The following is an 18,889-nucleotide window of genomic DNA, read 5'->3' as shown; positions in this document are numbered from 1 at the left end:
TAAAATATTGCACCATTATTTGTGCAGATTTTTGTGAGAGTCATTTGATGTCTACCCTCGCCACCTTAAAAGCGCTTCTTGCCAAACGTATCCTGATTATTGATGGTGCAATGGGTACCATGATCCAACGCCACAAATTGGAAGAAGCTGATTACCGTGGTGAACGTTTTGAGGATTGGGCCTACGACCTTAAGGGTAATAACGACTTATTGGTTCTAACTCAGCCACAGATTATTCAAGGCATTCATGAAGCTTATCTTGAAGCTGGTGCAGATATTATTGAAACTAACTCGTTCAATGGAACACGTGTTTCAATGTCTGACTACCATATGGAAGATTTGGTTCCTGAGATTAACCGTGAAGCAGCTCGAATTGCCAAAGAAGCATGTAAAAAATACTCAACACCTGAAAAGCCACGTTTTGTCGCGGGCGTATTAGGACCAACGTCACGTACCACTTCAATTTCACCAAATGTAAATGATCCGGCATTCCGTAACATCACCTTTGATGAGTTAAAAGTTAACTATATAGAAGCGACTAAGGCATTGATTGAAGGTGGTGCAGATATCATCTTGATTGAAACGGTCTTCGATACCCTAAATGCCAAAGCTGCCATCTTTGCAGTGAAAGAAGTGTTTAAAGAAATTGGTTACGAACTGCCAATTATGATTTCGGGCACCATTACCGATGCATCTGGCCGTACACTCACAGGTCAAACCGCAGAAGCATTCTGGAACTCAATGCGCCATGCAGAGCCTTTATCGATTGGCTTTAACTGTGCACTGGGTGCAGATGCGATGCGTCCACACGTCAAAACCGTGTCTGACGTTGCGGATACTTTTGTTTCAGCGCATCCAAACGCTGGCTTACCAAATGCCTTCGGTGGTTATGATGAAACTCCTGAAGAAACTGCAGCATTTATTAAAGAATTTGCTGAAAGTGGCTTAATTAACATTACGGGTGGTTGTTGTGGTACGACGCCGGATCATATTCGTGCGATTGCGCAAGCAGTTGAAGGTATTGCGCCGCGTCAAATTCCTGAAATTGAACCTGCATGTCGTTTAAGTGGTTTAGAGCCATTCAACATCACCAAAGATTCATTATTCGTCAACGTCGGCGAACGTACCAACGTCACAGGTTCTAAAAAATTCCTTCGTTTAATTAAAGAAGGTAACTTCACCGAAGCTTTAGATGTTGCTCGTCAACAAGTTGAAGCCGGTGCTCAAATCATCGACATCAACATGGATGAAGGTATGCTCGATTCGCAAGAAGCGATGGTGCATTTCCTGAATCTGATCGCATCTGAACCTGATATCTCTCGCGTGCCAATCATGCTCGATTCTTCGAAATGGGAAATCATCGAAGCAGGTTTAAAATGCGTACAAGGTAAAGCGGTTGTTAACTCAATTTCCTTAAAAGAAGGTTATGACGAGTTTGTAGAACGTGCTCGCCTATGCCGTCAATACGGTGCGGCAGTGATTGTCATGGCGTTTGATGAAAACGGTCAGGCGGATACTGCTGAACGTAAAAAAGAAATCTGTAAGCGCTCTTATGATGTCTTAGTCAACGAAGTGGGTTTCCCATCTGAAGATATTATTTTTGACCCGAACGTGTTTGCGGTCGCAACAGGTATTGAAGAACACAACAACTACGGTGTGGACTTCATTGAAGCAACCGGTTGGATTAAACAAAACCTTCCAAATGCGATGGTGTCAGGCGGGATCTCAAACGTATCGTTCTCATTCCGTGGTAATGAGCCTGTTCGTGAAGCGATCCATGCGGTGTTTTTGTATCACGGTATTCAACAAGGCTTAACCATGGGTATCGTAAACGCAGGTCAGCTTGCGATTTATGATGATATCGATGCTGAGCTGAAAGAAGCGGTTGAAGATGTGGTGCTGAACCGTAACCAAGGCGCAAGCGGTCAAGAAGCGACTGAAAAATTGCTCGCTGTTGCTGAAAAATATCGTGGTCAAGCGGGTGCGCAAAAGGCTGAAGAAAACCTTGAATGGCGCAATGAACCGGTTGAAAAACGTCTTGAATACGCGTTAGTTAAAGGTATTACGACTTATATTGATGAAGATACAGAAGAAGCACGTTTAAAATCAGCTCGTCCACTTGATGTGATCGAAGGTCCGCTGATGGCAGGTATGAACGTGGTGGGTGACCTGTTCGGTGCCGGCAAAATGTTCTTACCACAAGTGGTGAAATCTGCACGTGTGATGAAACAAGCCGTGGCTTGGTTGAATCCGTTCATTGAAGCAGAAAAAACCCAAGGCGAAGCCAAAGGTAAAATCTTGCTTGCTACGGTAAAAGGCGACGTTCACGACATTGGTAAAAACATCGTGGGTGTAGTACTGGGCTGTAACGGTTATGACATCGTTGACCTTGGCGTGATGGTACCGTGTGAGAAAATCTTACAAACAGCGATTGATGAAAAAGTCGATATCATCGGTTTGTCTGGTTTGATTACACCGTCATTGGATGAAATGGTCTTTGTTGCTAAAGAAATGCAACGTAAAGGTTTTAACATTCCATTGATGATTGGTGGTGCAACAACATCGAAAGCGCATACTGCCGTGAAAATTGCGCCGCAATATCACAATGATGGCGTGTACTACACGGCTGATGCTTCACGTGCGGTGGGTGTTGCAACACAACTTTTATCTGCTGATATGAAGCCACAATTGGCAGCGGACTATACGGCGGATTATGAAAAAATCCGTACGCGTCTAGCGAATAAGCAACCGAAAGCTGCAAAACTGTCTTATGCTGAATCAGTTGAAAATGGCTTCAAAATTGACTTTGAAAAGCATGCACCTGTAAAACCAAACTTTATTGGTTCTGAAACATTCACCAACTATCCTTTAGAAACGTTGGTGGAATACTTCGACTGGACACCATTCTTTATTTCTTGGAGTTTGGCGGGTAAATACCCGAAAATCCTTGAGGATGAAGTCGTTGGCGAAGCTGCACGTGATTTGTTTGAACAAGCACAAGCGATGCTCAAAGACATTATCGAAAATAAACGTTTCGATGCGCGCGCTACTTTCAGCCTTTACCCTGCCAACCGTGTTGCAGCAGACACTGTTGCGGTAACTGATGAAAATGGCAATGTGACGCATACCTTTGAGCATATTCGTCAGCAGTCTGACAAAGTCACAGGTAAAGCGAATTTCTCACTGGCTGACTTTGTTGCACCGAAAGATGTGGCTCAGGATTATTTGGGTGGTTTCACTGTATCGATCTTTGGGGCAGAAGAACTTTCGCAAGAATACAAAGCTAAAGGCGATGACTATAACGCGATTATGGTTCAAGCTTTGGGCGACCGTTTTGCTGAAGCCTTTGCAGAACATTTGCACCAACGTATTCGTAAAGAATTTTGGGGCTACCAAGCGGATGAACAGCTTTCAAATGAAGAGTTGATCAAAGAGAAGTATGTGGGTATTCGTCCTGCACCGGGCTACCCTGCTTGTCCTGAACATTCTGAAAAAGCGCCGTTGTTTGATTGGTTAGGCACCACTGACAAGATCGGAACTTACTTAACCAGTAGCTTTGCGATGTGGCCACCTTCATCAGTGAGCGGTTTCTACTATGCAAACCCTGAAACTGAATACTTTAACGCGGGTAAGATCTCTGGCGATCAGCTAGAAGATTATGCGAAGCGTAAAGGTTGGACGTTAGATGAAGCGAAACGTTGGTTAGCGCCGAATTTGGATGATTCGATTGTTTAATTGATTTAGTCGTTATTGCTATGAAAAATCCCCTCACGTGAGGGGATTTTTAGTTCTATACATTCGATAAATCGTACTTATGTAATCCAACTTCGCCCAGATTCGCCGCTATTTTTATTAAACCTAAATATTTTAAAAATAATTCAGAATCTGCAAAATAATTTGGGTAGGCCTCCTTAAGTCCTCCTAATGCATTAGTTGAAACTAAAGCAATCACCCAATTTGGATTTTCTAATAGAAGTTTTTCATACTCTGCATAACGTTGTGTAGCTTTTAAATAGTTTTTCGATTCAAAAATTTCTATATCAACACTACCTTTGACCGTATGCAACCTAAGTAATGCGTAACCTTCTTTTGACTTTATAATAGTATTTTCAACTTCACTTAATAAATTTCTATAATCGATGAAGTTTTGTTGTAAAGTTTTCCCGAACTGATCTGATTTATCTAGAAAATTTCTTATCTCAATACATTGGTATATAAACTTCTTGTTCATTAAAACTACCGATAAATAGTCCTTGGTTAACCTCTCCATATCATTTTTTTTAAAGAACTCTGAACTATCAATTAATGCAAACTGATCAGAGACATTTTTGAAAAATTTTAAAAAATCAACTTCACCATCATCACTTTTTAAGTTCTGTTGAGTAAAAATATCTATAATTTCTAGACTAGTTGCCCAGCTGTGTTGCAATCTTGTTCTGATTTGGACTTCTATCTTTCTATAATCACTATATTCATTTAAAAATTTAGCAACTAAATGTATCCCTCTATAACCATTTTCTTTTGGCGATGAAATATAGTCATCAAATTTAATCAGCCTTTCATTTTCATAGAAGCATAATTCATTAAGTAGTACCTTTTTTACATTTTTAAGCTTATTTAAATCTGAAATAACGATTCGTAACCCTCCAATATCTTGTACATTTGTTAACTGCATTACCTGTTTATTCTTAGCTTTTGCATACCTCAATTTTTTTCTAATTGAATCAAATCTTTTTAATCTTTTTGCCAAAAAAGCATTTTTATCTATTTTAAAAATGTACTTTAGTAATAACTGTTCAGTTTGTTGTAATGGCAAAATATGTGCATTTCTCCAATAAGTGAGAACATCTAGTGTATGTTCTAACCTCGCACTATCCAAATTGTCTTCCAATAAGGCTGTTCCTGTAGAGGTCAACAAATATTGGACATAGTTTTAAGTTTTTGTTCAGCCTCACAAGGGCTGATGCCATCATTAAATTGATGTGGTCGTATCTGATTGTAATATTTCATCAGATACAGACCGATATCTAGCTTTGCTTCTTCAATTGAGTGATATCCGAGTTTAGGAATCCATTCAGTCTTAAGGCTCCTGAAGATTCGTTCTGTTGGAGCATTATCCCAACAGTTACCTTTTCGGCTCATACTTTGTCGCATGTCATAATGCTCTAACCTCTGTCGAACGAGATGACTTTTATATTGGCTACCTGAGAAGCATTGCTTCGCAAGAGAATGAAAGATGACACCAACAGGCTTTCCTCTACGATGCCATGCTTCATCTAAAGCCTTAATCACTAAATGCTGATCTGCTTTTGCTGATATAGACCAACCAATGATTCGACGTGCATATAAATCAAGAACGATAGCAAGGTAAGCCCATGTTTTACCTGTCCAAATATATGTAATATCGCTGCTCCAAGCATGGTTAGGTTGAGCAGGTTTAAATTGCCTATTTAATGTATTTGGGGCAACAGGAATATCATCAACATTGCTTTGATACTTGTGCCTCTTACGCTGTTTGGAAACAAGCCCCAATTCACGCATCAACTTACGTACCAAATAGCGCCCAACACTAATACCTTGATTCAGTAGCATTGATCGAATTCCACGACTGCCGAGAGAGCAACGACTCTGTCTAAAAAGACTCTTGATCATCACTTTAAGCTTGATGCGATCTGGATTCGAACTTTTACTTTTTGAACAGTAATGGTAGTAACTTGAACGAAGTACACCAAAGACGTGACATAGTAATTTAACAGAGCTTAGCTTTCTTAATTGATCGATCAACACATATGTTTGAATTCGTCTGACATTAAGAGAGCTGTAGCCTTTTTTAGAATAATCTTCTCCTGTTCGAGTTGATGAATACGAGCTTTAAGTTGCTGTATTTCTCTTTGCTCGGGAGTTAAAGCAGTGGCTGTTGGAGCTTGACCTGTACGTTCCAGTTGAAGTTGATCGACCCAACGTTTTAATGCTGTTTGTCCAACATCTAAAGCACGACAGGCTTGAGAAATTGAATAGCCTTGATCAAGCACAAGGCTAGCTGCCTCTAATTTGAATTCTGGAGTGAATGTTCGTCTTGTTTTCATTGAGCACCTCTTTGGTGAATACATTATCACCTAATTTAGTGTCCAACTTTATTAAACCACTACATCCCGCTCTCTTTACATCACCATTTGAATAAGGTTTAGTTTTGCTCATGTTTATTCTAAAGTTCTTTATGTGTTTTTGATTTTACTATTAGCATTCTATTTAAACAAAACTCTTGATTAATTTTAATTAAATATTATAACTCTCCGCCTTGCGAAGCAGTGCTTCTCATTCCATTGGGAGAGGTCAAACCGACATATCACAACAAAATCCCATGAGGCTTGTTTTAAATTTTATTATAGGGTTTCATATTCTCTTTTTTGGGACTCCCCTAACCCTGAGCTATGTATGACGCAAGGAAAAAAGGTAACTCCACACAAACAAACAAATGAATTCCGTGACCGCCCCTCTCTTTTTCAAAGGATGAGCAGCACTGCTGTGCAAGGGAGAGGTAAAAAACCGCCCCTTTTCTAACCACTCCTCCCCCAAACCATCCGTTTTAACATTTTTAGATCAGCAAATATTTTAACTTTAATGAATAATTAATACTTATTAATGAAATTACCAAAAGTTTGATATTTCCATGAAAAAACTCATCAACCACCCTGAAAACTTGGTTGTCGACATGTGCAAAGGCTTTGTCTTGGCACACCCAGAACTCGCATTTACTGAGTCTCACAAAATTATTTCAAGACAAGAAAAACATAATAATGTTGCACTGATCAGTGGTGGCGGTAGCGGGCATGAACCTGCACATGCGGGCTTTGTCGGTAAAGGTATGTTAGACGCAGCCGTATGCGGAGACGTATTTGCATCTCCATCGCAAATTCAGGTCTATAAAGCATTGCAACACGTCGCAACTGACAAAGGTGTGCTGATGATCATCAAAAACTATTCTGGTGATATGATGAATTTCCAGAACGGTGCAGCTTTAGCAACTGAAGATGGCATCAAGGTTGACTACGTCAAAGTGGCAGATGATATTGCAGTCAAAGATAGTTTATATACCGTCGGACGTCGTGGTGTCGCAGGCACAATCTTTGTTCATAAGATTGCAGGGGCTGCCGCATCAAAAGGCTTAGAGCTGAGTGAAGTTAAAGCGGTGGCACAGAAAGCCGCAGCCAATGTCATCAGTTTAGGTTTTGCCTATAGCTCATGTACTGTTCCCGCCAAAGGTACACCTACTTTTACCCTTGCCGATGATGAAATGGAATACGGCGTCGGTATTCATGGTGAACCAGGCATCCGTCATGAAAAAATCTTGCCAGCAAAAGAACTGGCACAACGTATGGTCGATGACCTGTTTTTAGATCGTCCAGACATGAAAGAAGTTGCAGTATTGATCAATGGCTTTGGTTCTACCCCAATGCAAGAACTGTATCTGTTTAATCATGATGTATGTGAACACCTTGCACATAAGGGCATCAAAATTTACCGTACCTTTGTCGGCAACTACATGACCAGTATCGACATGAATGGCGCATCCATTTCATTACTTGAATTGGATGATGAACTCAAAACATACTTAGATGCCGAAGCCAACACCCCTGCCTTTAAACTTGATGGTTCACCTGCTTTAGCCATTGAGTTTGCAACAAAGAATACTAATGCTCAACAACAAGGTAACAACCAAGTTGAAACTGCAGCAGAACATGCTGAAATTCAAAATGAGCAATTCACCATTGAAAACATGCGCTATGTAGTCGATGTCATGGCAGCATGTATCATTAAAAATGAAGTGCCATTTTGTGAGTTAGACGCACACGCAGGCGATGGCGACTTCGGCATGAGTGTGGCTAAAGGCTTTAAACAACTCAAGAAAGAATGGCAAAGCTTGATCCAAGCAAAGCATATGGATGAATTCTTGCTCAATAGCTCCATGATCATTATGGAACATTGTGGCGGTGCATCAGGTCCAATCTGGGGTTCAGCATTCCGTGCCGCAAGTAAAGCCATTCAAGGTAAAACCACGTTAAGCGTGGCGGATTTTGCCGATATGCTGCAAGCCGCAGTAAAAGGTATTCAAACCACAGGCGAACGTTCATTTGGACGTGGCGCTGTTGTCGGTGATAAAACGTTGATCGATGCTTTAGTGCCATGCGCAGATTCATGGTCAGCCAACACCGACAAAAGCTTTAAGGAAAACTTTATCTTAGGTGCTCAAGCTGCTGTTCAAGGTGCTGAATCGACCAAAGAGATTGTTGCACGTATGGGTCGTGCAGGTACTGTCGGGGTTCGTAGCTTAGGCTATCCTGATGCAGGTGCATATGGTTTAGGTGTGATTTTTACCGATATTGCTGATCATCTAAAATAACATCTAAACATGACATGAATGATTGATCTGTTCTACAAAAAAGCCCTGATGATTCAGGGCTTTTTTTTGCTTTTTATTTTTTAAAACTTGATAATAATGCGCTGGTAATCGACTGATTATGTGATGCCACACGAGACTTCTTCGCTTTCGCTGACTGGTCAGCTACACGTTGAATTTTGACTGCTTTTAATTTACCTTGATTTTCAACAACCTGAAATTTGACTCGGTCATTGCGTTTTGGCTCACCTTCATCTGCAGGAAAGTCAGAAATGTGGAAAAAAATATCCTCACCTGCACCACCAATAAAACCAAAACCTTTATCGGCATGATAAATTTTAATTTTGCCTTGCTGGACTTCAGACTTCATAACATTCCCAAAAAACGGTATACAATTGTCAATATTATACACGCATCTTAAAGTGCATCATCTTTGCTGATCACTTTAAATAATCATACAAGTGCTGTTGGACAATGACGCGTTTGTGTCCTTTACTTTGTTGTTCCGATAACAATGATTCCGCATCTAAAACCACCACTTTGTGACCATCTTCCTGTAGACGTTTCACACCTTCAAATAACATTCGAGCACCGACATCATGGATCAAGGTCAAATGTGTAAGATCAAGCACTACTTTATTTTTACCTACAGGCTCATTCTGTAACTCACGCAAGAACATTTCAGTCTCTGTAAATTGCAAGACACCACGTAGCTCATACACCACCATGCCATCATCATACTCACGGCGACTTTGGATAATGGTTTGTGCTGAAGGGGTTCCCTCCATTAAATGTAATCCCATATCACTTGATAGACGTTCAAAGATTTCCACACCTCGAACACTGTTGCCATGGCTGTCTAATTTAGGCGAAAAAACCGCAATTCCAACCTGACCTGGTAAGACACCAATGATCCCCCCTGCCACACCACTTTTGGCAGGAATACCAACGGTGGTCAACCAATCTCCAGCTGCATCGTACATACCACACGTCATCATGACGCTAAGTACCTGACGACATACCTGACGATCTAAAATACATTTTCCCGTAACAGGGTCTTTTCCGCCATTCGCCAATACACTGCCCATTCGCGCTAAATCTTTCACGGTGACTTTAATCGCACACTGTTGAATATAACCATGAACAATATGTTCTGGGTCTTCTTCTAGTACGCCGACGGTACGCAACATATATCCAATCGAAAGATTACGAAATGCTGTTTTGAGTTCAGATTGATAGACTTGCTCATCAAAGGTCAATTCACGCCCACACAGTTCACTCAAGAAACGTCGTAAATGTTCAGCACGAGAAACAGTCTTTTTATGAGGTAATAAAGAATGTGTCGTAATCGCACCCGAGTTAATCATTGGGTTCTTGGGAATCGATCGTTCTTTTTCTAATGAGATTTGATTAAATGCTTCCCCCGAAGGTTCAACACCAACTTTTTCTAATACCTGAGTCAAACCATGTTCTTGAATCGCTAACGCATAAGCAAATGGTTTAGACATTGATTGAATCGTGAACTCAACTTCATCATCCCCTGAAGAATAAATCGTACCATCAATGGTTGAAAGTGCTAAAGCGATACGATTTGGATTGGCAGCTGCCAGTTCTGGAATATAGTCAGCCAATGCTCCTTCGGTATTCGCATGACATTGGTCCAATACATGGGCAAGATAATCAGGTACAGGTGTCTTCATTTTTATTCTCTTGGTGATGAGTGGAGACCCAAAATAAGATCTCAAATGTTAAATTCAGCTGTCGATATCGTGTCACATTTGACTTGATTACGACCATTTTGCTTTGCAAGATATAGTGCTCTATCCGCTGCACTATAAATCCTTTGCTTTACTTCGTCTGTGTGTAGATATGGTAAATTTTGTGACATCGCCACGCCAAAGCTTGCGGTCACTTGAATAAAAGTCGCTGGGCTAATCTCAATTTTTTCACTTTCGATCGTTCGACGGCAGCGTTCTGCGATGTTTAATGTTTCGTCGATATCACCATCTGTCAGTACTAGAACAAACTCTTCACCACCGAGCCGTCCCACTATATCCTCTTCTCGTGTTTGCTGTTTTAAAATGAGAGCAATACGTTTAAGTACAAGATCACCAACATCATGACCATAATTGTCATTAATCTGCTTGAAGAAATCGAGATCTAAGATGATGAAAGCAAAGCTGCGATTTTGTTGAATTAACTTACTAATAAACTGATTGATGTAACGACGGTTATAGAGGTTGGTTAACGCATCTTTCTGACTTAGTACTTCAATCTTACGCTCACGTCGTCTCCACTGCGACAAGATCAACTCAAAAAATACTGCTGATCACAACAGTATGGGTAAATATAGTACCGCCATACTTTTCAGCCAAAAAGGATTGGCATACAAATTAGATTGATTCAGTGCATCACTAAACAATGGTGCATAAGTCAATTGACCATTGGCCGTCAGTACTGCCAACCACACGATAATACAAGCAATAATAAAAGAGACGCTATAGATGATGCGCTGTTCATATAACACAAAACCAATTAATACAATATTGACCGTTCCCGCCATCACCGCAGGACTATAAATCCCAACCGTATATCCTGAAAAAATGACAATCAATCCATAAAATAAGGGGATTAAATAGCCCAAGATTCGGCGAGCAGTAGCATTTTTTCGAAGCATTAAAGCGATTATCAGAAAACACGTGGTCAAAATCACTTGTAAACATGTGGTCAATGTCCGATGAGGATAATATTCTGGATCTAACCAAATTTGATATTCTGAATGGAAAGTTAGGTAGTACCACAACCAATGACCAATGAGCATCAACAGCCCAAATATAAGTAACAGAATCCCTTTATTAAAGTTGGACCAGTTAATAATAGAACGTTCAGATTCTAACAAGACATATTTGATTGCTTGTAATAAAGTGAGTTGGTGTTGTACTTCATTCTCTCGAGTCATCATCTAATTGTATTGTCGAATATTCATATTTATTTTTATTAAAAATTGGATGTATTCAGCGATCATGTCAATGCACTTTAAGCATTAAAAAGACTGCTTTATCGTTCAGATCAATTTATGGATGAATTTGATGATCACTGACAAAACAAAAGCATCGCTATAAACAACACCTAAACGTATGTTTCTCTATAGTTAGTAGTACCAAAACCGAAATTTAATCATTCAACTAAGCTGACTGATATAACTGTACCTGATTTCGTCCGCTTTCTTTGGCAATATATAAAGCGTGATCTGCACAATGCGTAATGACGTCTTGATCAGATAACTCATGGGATAATGCAATACCGAAGCTTGCCGTCACATTTAACGAAGTTCCATCGTCCAGCACAATTGGCTGCTGTGCAATTGCATTACGGCAACGTTCTGCAATATCAACCGCTTGATCACGACTGAGATTGTCCAGAATTAATATAAATTCTTCACCGCCATAACGTCCAACCGTATCACCAATACGAACATGATATTCCAAACGCGTCGCCACCTGTTTCAGGACTTCATCTCCTGCTGCATGACCATATTGATCATTAATTTGTTTGAAATGATCCAAATCCAATAAGATCACAGCATAATCAGCACGATCCTGCTGAAAATGTGATAACACTTCATTGATTTGACGACGGTTATAAACGTTCGTTAGTGCATCAAATTTACTGCTGGTTTCGAATTGTTTTTCACGACTGCGCCATTGGGTGAGTAAAATCTCAAAGAATAAAACACTCATAAGTAAAATGGGCACGTAGAGCTGTACCATGCTCATGACCCAAAAATCATTTTGGTAAACGATACTTTTATTCAACTCATCACTAAACATAGGTGCATAACGAATTCGATCGATATGCGTCAAGTAACACGTTAATAACGTGTATATCGTAATTGGAATTGCAATCCCATAAATAATTTTACGGCTATAAAATACCAACCCGACCAATACAATACTGATGAACCCCGCCATCGTTGCAGGGCTATAAATTCCAATCGAATACCCTGAATAAATCATGGTCATTCCAAAGAAACTAGGAGCAAAGTAAGCAATGAAGGTTTGAAACTTAGCGATATGCTGAAACTTGAAACAACTCCAAAACAGGACAAGATAAATCACGGAGGTCACCAACAATTGGGTAACACGTAATTCAAAATAGTCAGGATTTAACCACTGTGCTTTTTCAGGCGTATAAAAAGCCACAATTAACCAGCGAGCGACCTCAAGTTGGCTTAGAATCCCAAAAAAGAGGATAAGCCGTCCCTTTTTAAAATCACTCCAATTGATCAGCATATTTTGAGGATCAAGGATGTACGTATTGGCCACACGATACAATCGCTTAATCATATGTTGAATCTTCCTGATTAACTTCATTATGTCCTTTTATCTTTTATATTGTCTTTTTAAGCAGCGTGAACTCGCTCTACAAACAAGATCCCATCAAGATGGTCAATTTCGTGTTGAACGATTCGTGCAGGGAATCCTGAAAAAGTCTCAGTAATTTCCTGTCCTTGCATATTACGATAACGGACACGGATTGATGAAGCTCGAGCTACTTCCGCACGTCGATTCTCTACACTTAAACATCCCTCTTCTCCTAAAACAACATGATCAGAACGCTCCAATACTTCAGGATTAATCATGTAAATAGGCTCCATCTCAGGCGCATCGGGATACCGTATATTGGGTTTTGAAGCGACGATAATAATCCTTTTAGAGACATAAACTTGTGGTGCAGCAATACCGACACCATTGCGCTGTTGCATCGTAAAATTCATTGCTTCAACCAGATGCGTTAACCAGCTACTACTAAACTCAAGTTCACTTACCGGCGATGCAACCAATTCAAGGATCACTTCACCTTTTTGAGCAACGGGTAGTATCGTTATAATACGTTCATCTCAATTATGATAAGAATTTGATCTTCATAATTTTTTAAATTTTAAATCAAATATTTGATTAATAGTCAACCAATCTTAAAGCATTTCAAGATGAAGTAAAACTGATTTAAATGACGAATTTGTGACCTGATAATTTTACGGCTCAAGTTTCACTTTTTTGTATGACATCAGCATCCTGAAGTTCGTAGTAGTGTCTAACCTGATTACGACCACGTTTTTTTGCCAGATATAATGCTTGATCTGCATGACGAATCACCGCTTCTTTATTTAAATTAAATTCAGAAATGGCTATACCAAAGCTTGCTGTCACTCTGATCGTCGTACGTTCATCGATATAAAAGAGCTCATTTTCAATTTCTTTGCGACACCGCTCTGCGACCTCCATCGCAGCTCTGAGGTTTTTATTCTGCAACAGCATCACAAACTCTTCACCACCAAATCGCCCGACAATATCTGTATCACGTATATTTTGACGTAGTACATTGGCAACACGCTTTAAGACGTTATCTCCGATATCATGACCATAGTTATCATTAATACTCTTAAAATGATCAAGATCTAACAGAATGAGAGCAAATTTTCGTTCTTGTAATTGAATTTCATTGAGTTCTAAACCTATTTTTCGACGGTTATAAATCCCCGTAAGCGGGTCCATTTGACTCATTAAATTAATTTGTTTTTCTCGATTTCTCCATTGCGTCAACAAAATTTCAAACAATACAAAAGTCGCAAAAAAAATAGGCACGTAAAAATAAAGTTGTGAATAAACCCAGAATTCATTAAATACCATGACTGAATAATTGAGCTGATCACTAAAGACCGGTGCGTAGGTCATATAACCCAATGCACTACTGACAATTGCAATGAGCATATATACAGTGACTGGTAAAAAAAGCAGATATACAATCTTGCGTTCAAATAAAACCAAACCAACTGTTAAAATACTGATAAATCCCGCAACGGTAGCAGGACTACTGATACCAACCGAATAGCCACCATAAATAAAGCTTACGGAAAATACCAAAATAATAAAGTAAGGTAAATATTGTCTCACCCACTCTTTATGACGCCATATGACACAAGGAATAATCAGTAAGAACTGTAATGCACAGCACAGTAACATTCGTGACAGGTGAAAATGATAATAGTCAGGATTGAGCCAATGATGTAATGCAGGATGATGGAATGAAAATAAATACCATGCGATCCAGGTTATATGTGCAAGTCCGCCCAATACCATGACCAGAATACATTTATTTAAGTTACTCCAATTCATCAAGACACTTTGATTCATAAATGAATGAAGTGTATAGGGGCGAAAAATCCGATTGAATAGTTTTAACATAATGAACTAACCCAATAGAAACAGCTCATCAAAACAAACTATATTTTCATTTGACTCTAAAATCATTAAATCTATTTCACCCCTATAAAATATAGTGACTAAAGTCACATATTTTTTATTATAATTGCACTTATTATCACAATCTAACCTTAAGATTAGGATTTATCAAGGTTTTTTTACCATTTATTCTATTTTTTTTTAAAGCTTTATTTTGATTAAATTCAGCTGACGAGACGCTAAAGCTTTTTAATTTGATTCAGCTAAAATTGCTAAGCACACTCTAAACTCTTATAGATGGAGTTCTCGATAAATGACTTTAATTTCTTGTGCAATGTGAATACTAACTTGATGATGCAAATATTGAATCAAAATATCAAACTGCTCTACACCATCGTCTAATCCAGTACAACAATATTCAGTATGAGGAGGAAGCGTTTTTAACCACTGACATTGATAAAAATCGGCAACTGAGTCAAAACTAAGATAGTGGTGCGGATGCTGTTGTAATGCTTTTACAAATTGCAGAAATCTAGCTTCCCAAAAGTGGATAATCATACATTCAAGGTCGATTGGTTAAATTCAATTTCATTGTTATGTCAATTCGCTTTAATTTGCAGATCGAATCATTCAAATCAATGTCCATGGATGCAAATGCTTTAGATTGAGTAGACGGTTTGCTGTTGAAGTTGATATTTTTTCTTCCACTGAAGATAACCTAAGAATGCTAAAACAGTAAATGCGGTATAAAGCCCAGCCGTCAAATATAGATCTTTATACATAAACATCACGACATAGATGATATCCACCGCGATCCAAGCAGGCCAAATTTCCAAATATCGTTTTGACGTCCAATATGTAATGAGCAGACTTAAACTTGCCAATTGAGCATCTAAATAAGGAATGGAAGCATCCGTAAAATAATCCAGACCTAAACCAAAAATAAATCCTGCCAACATTGTAAAAAACACATGTTTGATAATTCTCAACCCTTGAATACGATTGATGGCAAGTTGCTCTTGTTGTTTAAACTGAGCTTTCCATATCCACCACCCATACACACCTAAACCGATAAACACGCATTGCAATATCGTTTCACCATAGAGTTGATAATCATAAAATAACTTTGCATATAAGCCATAAGCCACGAGATTCACAGGCCAACACCAAATATTACGGCGAATAGTGAGGGTTACACCCAATACACTCATCAATACTGAAATAATTTCTAAAAGGCTCATACACTACGTAAAATGATCGTGGTTTATTTGATACGCCTATCCTAACGCATATTGAATGGCACCATACATGATTCTTAACGAACACGACTTAGCGCTGTTCAATTTGAACTGCACAGTTTTGACCTAACCATTAAACTCCTCTAAAAATAGAATATCCTCAATAGAAAATAATAATGATGAATACAACTCAAATGACCAGAATAACTATTGAAATTCGTAATCATCTGATGCTGATTGGTTTAAACCGTGCTGCGAAGCGCAATGCATTTGACAGTCTTATGATTGATGAACTTTCACAAGCACTTACCACCTACGAAGACCAGACCGATTTACGCTGTGCTGTCATTTATGCACATGGAGAGCACTTCACGGCAGGATTAGATCTGGTTGAACTTCAGCCGCGTATGTCAGATGGTATATTTTCGGAAGATATGAACCTGATTAACCCATGGGGCACGACTGGTCGTAAAAGAAAAAAACCAGTCGTTGTCGCTGTGAAGGGATATTGTTTTACTGCTGGAATCGAATTGATGTTAAATGCGGATATCTGCATTGCCCATCAAAATACGCAATTTACTCAACTTGAAGTACAACGTGGCATTCTCCCCTTTGGCGGAGCAACTTCACGCTTCGTTAAAACTGCAGGTTGGTCTAATGCAATGCGCTACTTATTGACGGGGGATTTTTTTGATGCTGCAACTGCATATCGACTTCATTTGATTACTGAAGTAACAGAACAAGATCCGCTTGATCGTGCCATTGAACTTGCCGAATCCGTCGCTTCAGCTGCTCCACTCGCTGTTCAAGCAACATTGGCGGCTGCTCAGGAAGCGATTTCACATGATGAACAGTACGCTTTTAATCAGTTAAAGACTCATCTTCTTCCACTAATACAATCTGAAGATGCAGTCGAAGGTATGCGAGCAATGAGCGAAAAACGTCAACCTCGCTTTAAAGGTCAATAGTTCAATATCGGGAAATATAGACATGCAAGCCATTCCAAATGTGAACCAGATGCCAAGAAGCATCAATAAAACTCAAGTTCAGTTTCCTGCCTTAGATAACTATATGCTCACCGGCACTCGCTACCTATCATCTGGTGTGAAGACTGTTGCACGTATTATTGTGGCTTCAGCGACGGCGGTTCCCCAACCTTTTTATCGCAGATTTGCAGAGTATGCTGCAGAACGTGGTTTTGAAGTGCTAACCTTTGATTATCGTGGTGTGGGGGCATCATCTCCAGCACAACTCAAAGGTTTTAAAATGAGTTATTTGGATTGGGGTAAACTTGATCTCGCTGGTGCCATTGAATACTTTTCTAGCGATACTTTCCCCTTATTTGTGACTGCACATTCTTATGGTGGTCAAGCCTTGGGACTTACCCCTAATCATCATCGAGTCAGTGCCATGTGTTGCTACGGCACAGGTGCAGGTTGGGCAGGATATATGCCGTTCAAAGAAAGATTCAAAGTATCCGTGATGTGGAGTATTGTGTTTCCACCCATTGTCGCAGTCACAGGTTATTTACCTTGGAGCAAATTCAATATGGGCTCTGATCTGCCTTTAGGGGTATATCAACAGTGGCGTCGTTGGTGCAAAAATCCGTTATATTTTTTCGCTGACCCAGAGCAACAAGATTTAAAAGCACAATATGCAAGTGTTAAAACCAAAATTTATGCTGTTTCAGCATTAGATGATGATTGGGCTCTCCCTAATTCGAGGCAAGCCTTTATGCAACATTATCGTTCTGCTGATATGTGCTACATTGATATCACAGCCAAACAGTATCAAATGCCTGCAATTGGACACATGGGATATTTCAAAAAAGGCGCAGAAAAAATTTGGGATGACATGCTCCAAAATTATCTCAATTTAGTTAATGATTAAATTCTAAATTACTGAATGAACTCAGATTGATGCTCTACCCCTTGTGCGTCAGTATGTCGATACATGATGCCATATTGACTTACATAATATTCAAGGGATTGATTGCGATATTCCCATAAAATCGACCACTCACCTAAATCAAATTGATTGATCTGACATAAAGTTCGTGATGGCATCTTGTTCAAAAACTCATATTGAATTTGCTGAGCAAACTTGATATCACGATGATTTACACGTTTCTCAAACAGTAATTTTGCAACCTCATCAAACATACGAATATCTTCGACAGAATCCGTATCATACACCAAGCGCGCCGGCTGGCTGAAATCAGTAGGCTTGAGGAGTTTTGTTAAATCAAAGTGCCTCTGCGTATTCCCCATAATCAATTTAGGTTGTAATAATAGTCGCCATACGGCATAGCAACTGACCAAAGCAAAACACACCACGATTAGCATCATATTTTTTACTCATTCCGATGATTATTCATTGAATCGTTCATTACAGAAATGATTATTTCTTTATTTTTATTGTTAATTTTCTTGGTGTTATTAAGTTTTAACTTTTAAAATATTAACTTAAAAACCAGTAGAGCGATGGCACGAAACGTAACAACTCATTTCAAAATCCACATGTTATGTAAACCGTGTAAATCTAGGTAATTTTATTCAATTAATATGACTTAAAAGTGCGTTGAAAGATTCTCATTAAAATAGGGTTTAAAATCTTGGTGTTCTAAATCATTACGTCATGTTTTGTCGTTTAACTTGATACGCATCTACACTATTCTTTTCTCAAATTCTATAATTTAACCATGAACTATTCCCGTAAACGCAAACCCATTACCAGTGCATGGCCAGTTGAGCATGATTGCTTCCTCATTGAAAACAGTCATCTTCAACTCGAAGCATTGCAACAGACGCTTCCTTATTCTGCTCAAGAAATTCAATTTCGCCAAGAAATCTTGGGGCTCACGAAACGTCGTCGTCAAATGAAAAAATTAGGTCAATTTTAATTTTCTAATGAAGCTAAAAATAAAATCCCAATAATCGATCAAGTTTAAGCATTTTTTGTTTAATGAATTAACCCTCGTCCCCTCTCTGACAATGAATCAATTTCGCCATA

General features: G+C 39.2%; 17 protein-coding genes. 5 read left to right on the top strand and 12 right to left on the bottom strand.

The genetic code is table 11. From position 1 onward, the window contains the following. The first annotated feature begins 47 nt into the window (after positions 1-47). A complete protein-coding gene (gene metH / locus AC1M9D_RS06185; RefSeq protein WP_481611736.1) occupies positions 48-3,734 on the top strand; it encodes a methionine synthase in 3,687 nt (1,228 codons plus the stop codon). Positions 3,735-3,789: 55 nt separating this feature from the next. Here the strand turns inward: metH and AC1M9D_RS06180 are convergent, their stop codons facing one another. Both AC1M9D_RS06180 and AC1M9D_RS06175 read right to left on the bottom strand, forming a co-directional pair. Further along, positions 3,790-4,890 (bottom strand): RelA/SpoT domain-containing protein, encoded by a 1,101-nt coding sequence (locus tag AC1M9D_RS06180; protein WP_481611735.1) that lies wholly within the window; start codon positions 4,888-4,890, stop codon positions 3,790-3,792. Positions 4,891-4,910: 20 nt separating this feature from the next. After that, positions 4,911-6,085, bottom strand: a protein-coding gene (locus AC1M9D_RS06175) for an IS3 family transposase (RefSeq protein ID WP_481611209.1) whose coding sequence is annotated in 2 segments (ribosomal slippage) — positions 4,911-5,833 and positions 5,833-6,085 — 1,176 coding nt in all. Because the reading frame shifts where the segments join, the coding sequence is not laid out codon by codon here. Between the two features lie 584 nt (positions 6,086-6,669). Here AC1M9D_RS06175 and dhaK point away from each other — a divergent pair. Next, positions 6,670-8,400, top strand: a complete 1,731-nt coding sequence (gene dhaK, locus AC1M9D_RS06170) for a dihydroxyacetone kinase subunit DhaK (protein ID WP_481611734.1) — start codon at positions 6,670-6,672, stop codon at positions 8,398-8,400. 73 nt (positions 8,401-8,473) lie between these two features. On the opposite strand, the gene AC1M9D_RS06165 is transcribed toward dhaK, so the two are convergent. The 9 genes from AC1M9D_RS06165 to pnuC all read right to left on the bottom strand — a co-directional run bounded on the left by AC1M9D_RS06165 (position 8,474) and on the right by pnuC (position 15,880). After that, a complete protein-coding gene (locus AC1M9D_RS06165; protein ID WP_481594426.1) occupies positions 8,474-8,767 on the bottom strand; it encodes a cold shock domain-containing protein in 294 nt (97 codons plus the stop codon). A gap of 70 nt (positions 8,768-8,837) precedes the next feature. Further along, the gene (locus AC1M9D_RS06160) at positions 8,838-10,097 is read right to left on the bottom strand and encodes a glutaminase (protein WP_481611733.1); all 1,260 of its coding nucleotides are present in this window, start codon (positions 10,095-10,097) and stop codon (positions 8,838-8,840) included. A 41-nt stretch (positions 10,098-10,138) separates the two neighbouring features. Continuing rightward, positions 10,139-10,702, bottom strand: coding sequence for a GGDEF domain-containing protein (locus AC1M9D_RS06155; protein ID WP_481611732.1), 564 nt, complete (start codon positions 10,700-10,702; stop codon positions 10,139-10,141). Between the two features lie 24 nt (positions 10,703-10,726). Continuing rightward, on the bottom strand, positions 10,727-11,356 hold the full coding sequence (locus AC1M9D_RS06150) for a hypothetical protein (protein ID WP_481611731.1): 630 nt from the start codon (positions 11,354-11,356) through the stop codon (positions 10,727-10,729). Positions 11,357-11,582: 226 nt separating this feature from the next. Continuing rightward, positions 11,583-12,743: a GGDEF domain-containing protein gene (locus AC1M9D_RS06145; RefSeq protein WP_481611730.1), complete on the bottom strand. Its 1,161-nt coding sequence runs from the start codon at positions 12,741-12,743 to the stop codon at positions 11,583-11,585. Between the two features lie 56 nt (positions 12,744-12,799). Further along, the gene (gene def, locus AC1M9D_RS06140) at positions 12,800-13,288 is read right to left on the bottom strand and encodes a peptide deformylase (RefSeq protein WP_481611759.1); all 489 of its coding nucleotides are present in this window, start codon (positions 13,286-13,288) and stop codon (positions 12,800-12,802) included. A gap of 151 nt (positions 13,289-13,439) precedes the next feature. After that, positions 13,440-14,573 (bottom strand): GGDEF domain-containing protein, encoded by a 1,134-nt coding sequence (locus tag AC1M9D_RS06135; protein WP_481611729.1) that lies wholly within the window; start codon positions 14,571-14,573, stop codon positions 13,440-13,442. A 357-nt stretch (positions 14,574-14,930) separates the two neighbouring features. Beyond that, the gene (locus tag AC1M9D_RS06130; RefSeq protein WP_481611728.1) at positions 14,931-15,197 is read right to left on the bottom strand and encodes a hypothetical protein; all 267 of its coding nucleotides are present in this window, start codon (positions 15,195-15,197) and stop codon (positions 14,931-14,933) included. 101 nt (positions 15,198-15,298) lie between these two features. After that, positions 15,299-15,880, bottom strand: coding sequence for a nicotinamide riboside transporter PnuC (gene pnuC, locus AC1M9D_RS06125; RefSeq protein ID WP_481611727.1), 582 nt, complete (start codon positions 15,878-15,880; stop codon positions 15,299-15,301). A 191-nt stretch (positions 15,881-16,071) separates the two neighbouring features. Here pnuC and AC1M9D_RS06120 point away from each other — a divergent pair, with 191 nt between their 5' ends. Next, positions 16,072-16,845: a crotonase/enoyl-CoA hydratase family protein gene (locus AC1M9D_RS06120; protein ID WP_481611726.1), complete on the top strand. Its 774-nt coding sequence runs from the start codon at positions 16,072-16,074 to the stop codon at positions 16,843-16,845. A gap of 22 nt (positions 16,846-16,867) precedes the next feature. Next, positions 16,868-17,767: an alpha/beta hydrolase family protein gene (locus AC1M9D_RS06115; protein ID WP_481611725.1), complete on the top strand. Its 900-nt coding sequence runs from the start codon at positions 16,868-16,870 to the stop codon at positions 17,765-17,767. 8 nt (positions 17,768-17,775) lie between these two features. Here the strand turns inward: AC1M9D_RS06115 and AC1M9D_RS06110 are convergent, their stop codons facing one another. Further along, positions 17,776-18,225 carry a hypothetical protein gene (locus AC1M9D_RS06110; protein ID WP_481611724.1) on the bottom strand — a complete coding sequence of 150 codons (450 nt, stop codon included), beginning with the start codon at positions 18,223-18,225 and terminating at the stop codon, positions 17,776-17,778. Positions 18,226-18,578: 353 nt separating this feature from the next. On the opposite strand from AC1M9D_RS06110, the gene AC1M9D_RS06105 reads away from it, so the two are divergent. Continuing rightward, a complete protein-coding gene (locus tag AC1M9D_RS06105; RefSeq protein ID WP_481611723.1) occupies positions 18,579-18,779 on the top strand; it encodes a hypothetical protein in 201 nt (66 codons plus the stop codon). The last annotated feature ends 110 nt before the right edge of the window (positions 18,780-18,889 follow it).

This window comes from Acinetobacter sp. ANC_7682 (assembly GCF_056779795.1).
This window is presented reverse-complemented; position numbering and strand designations above follow the sequence as displayed.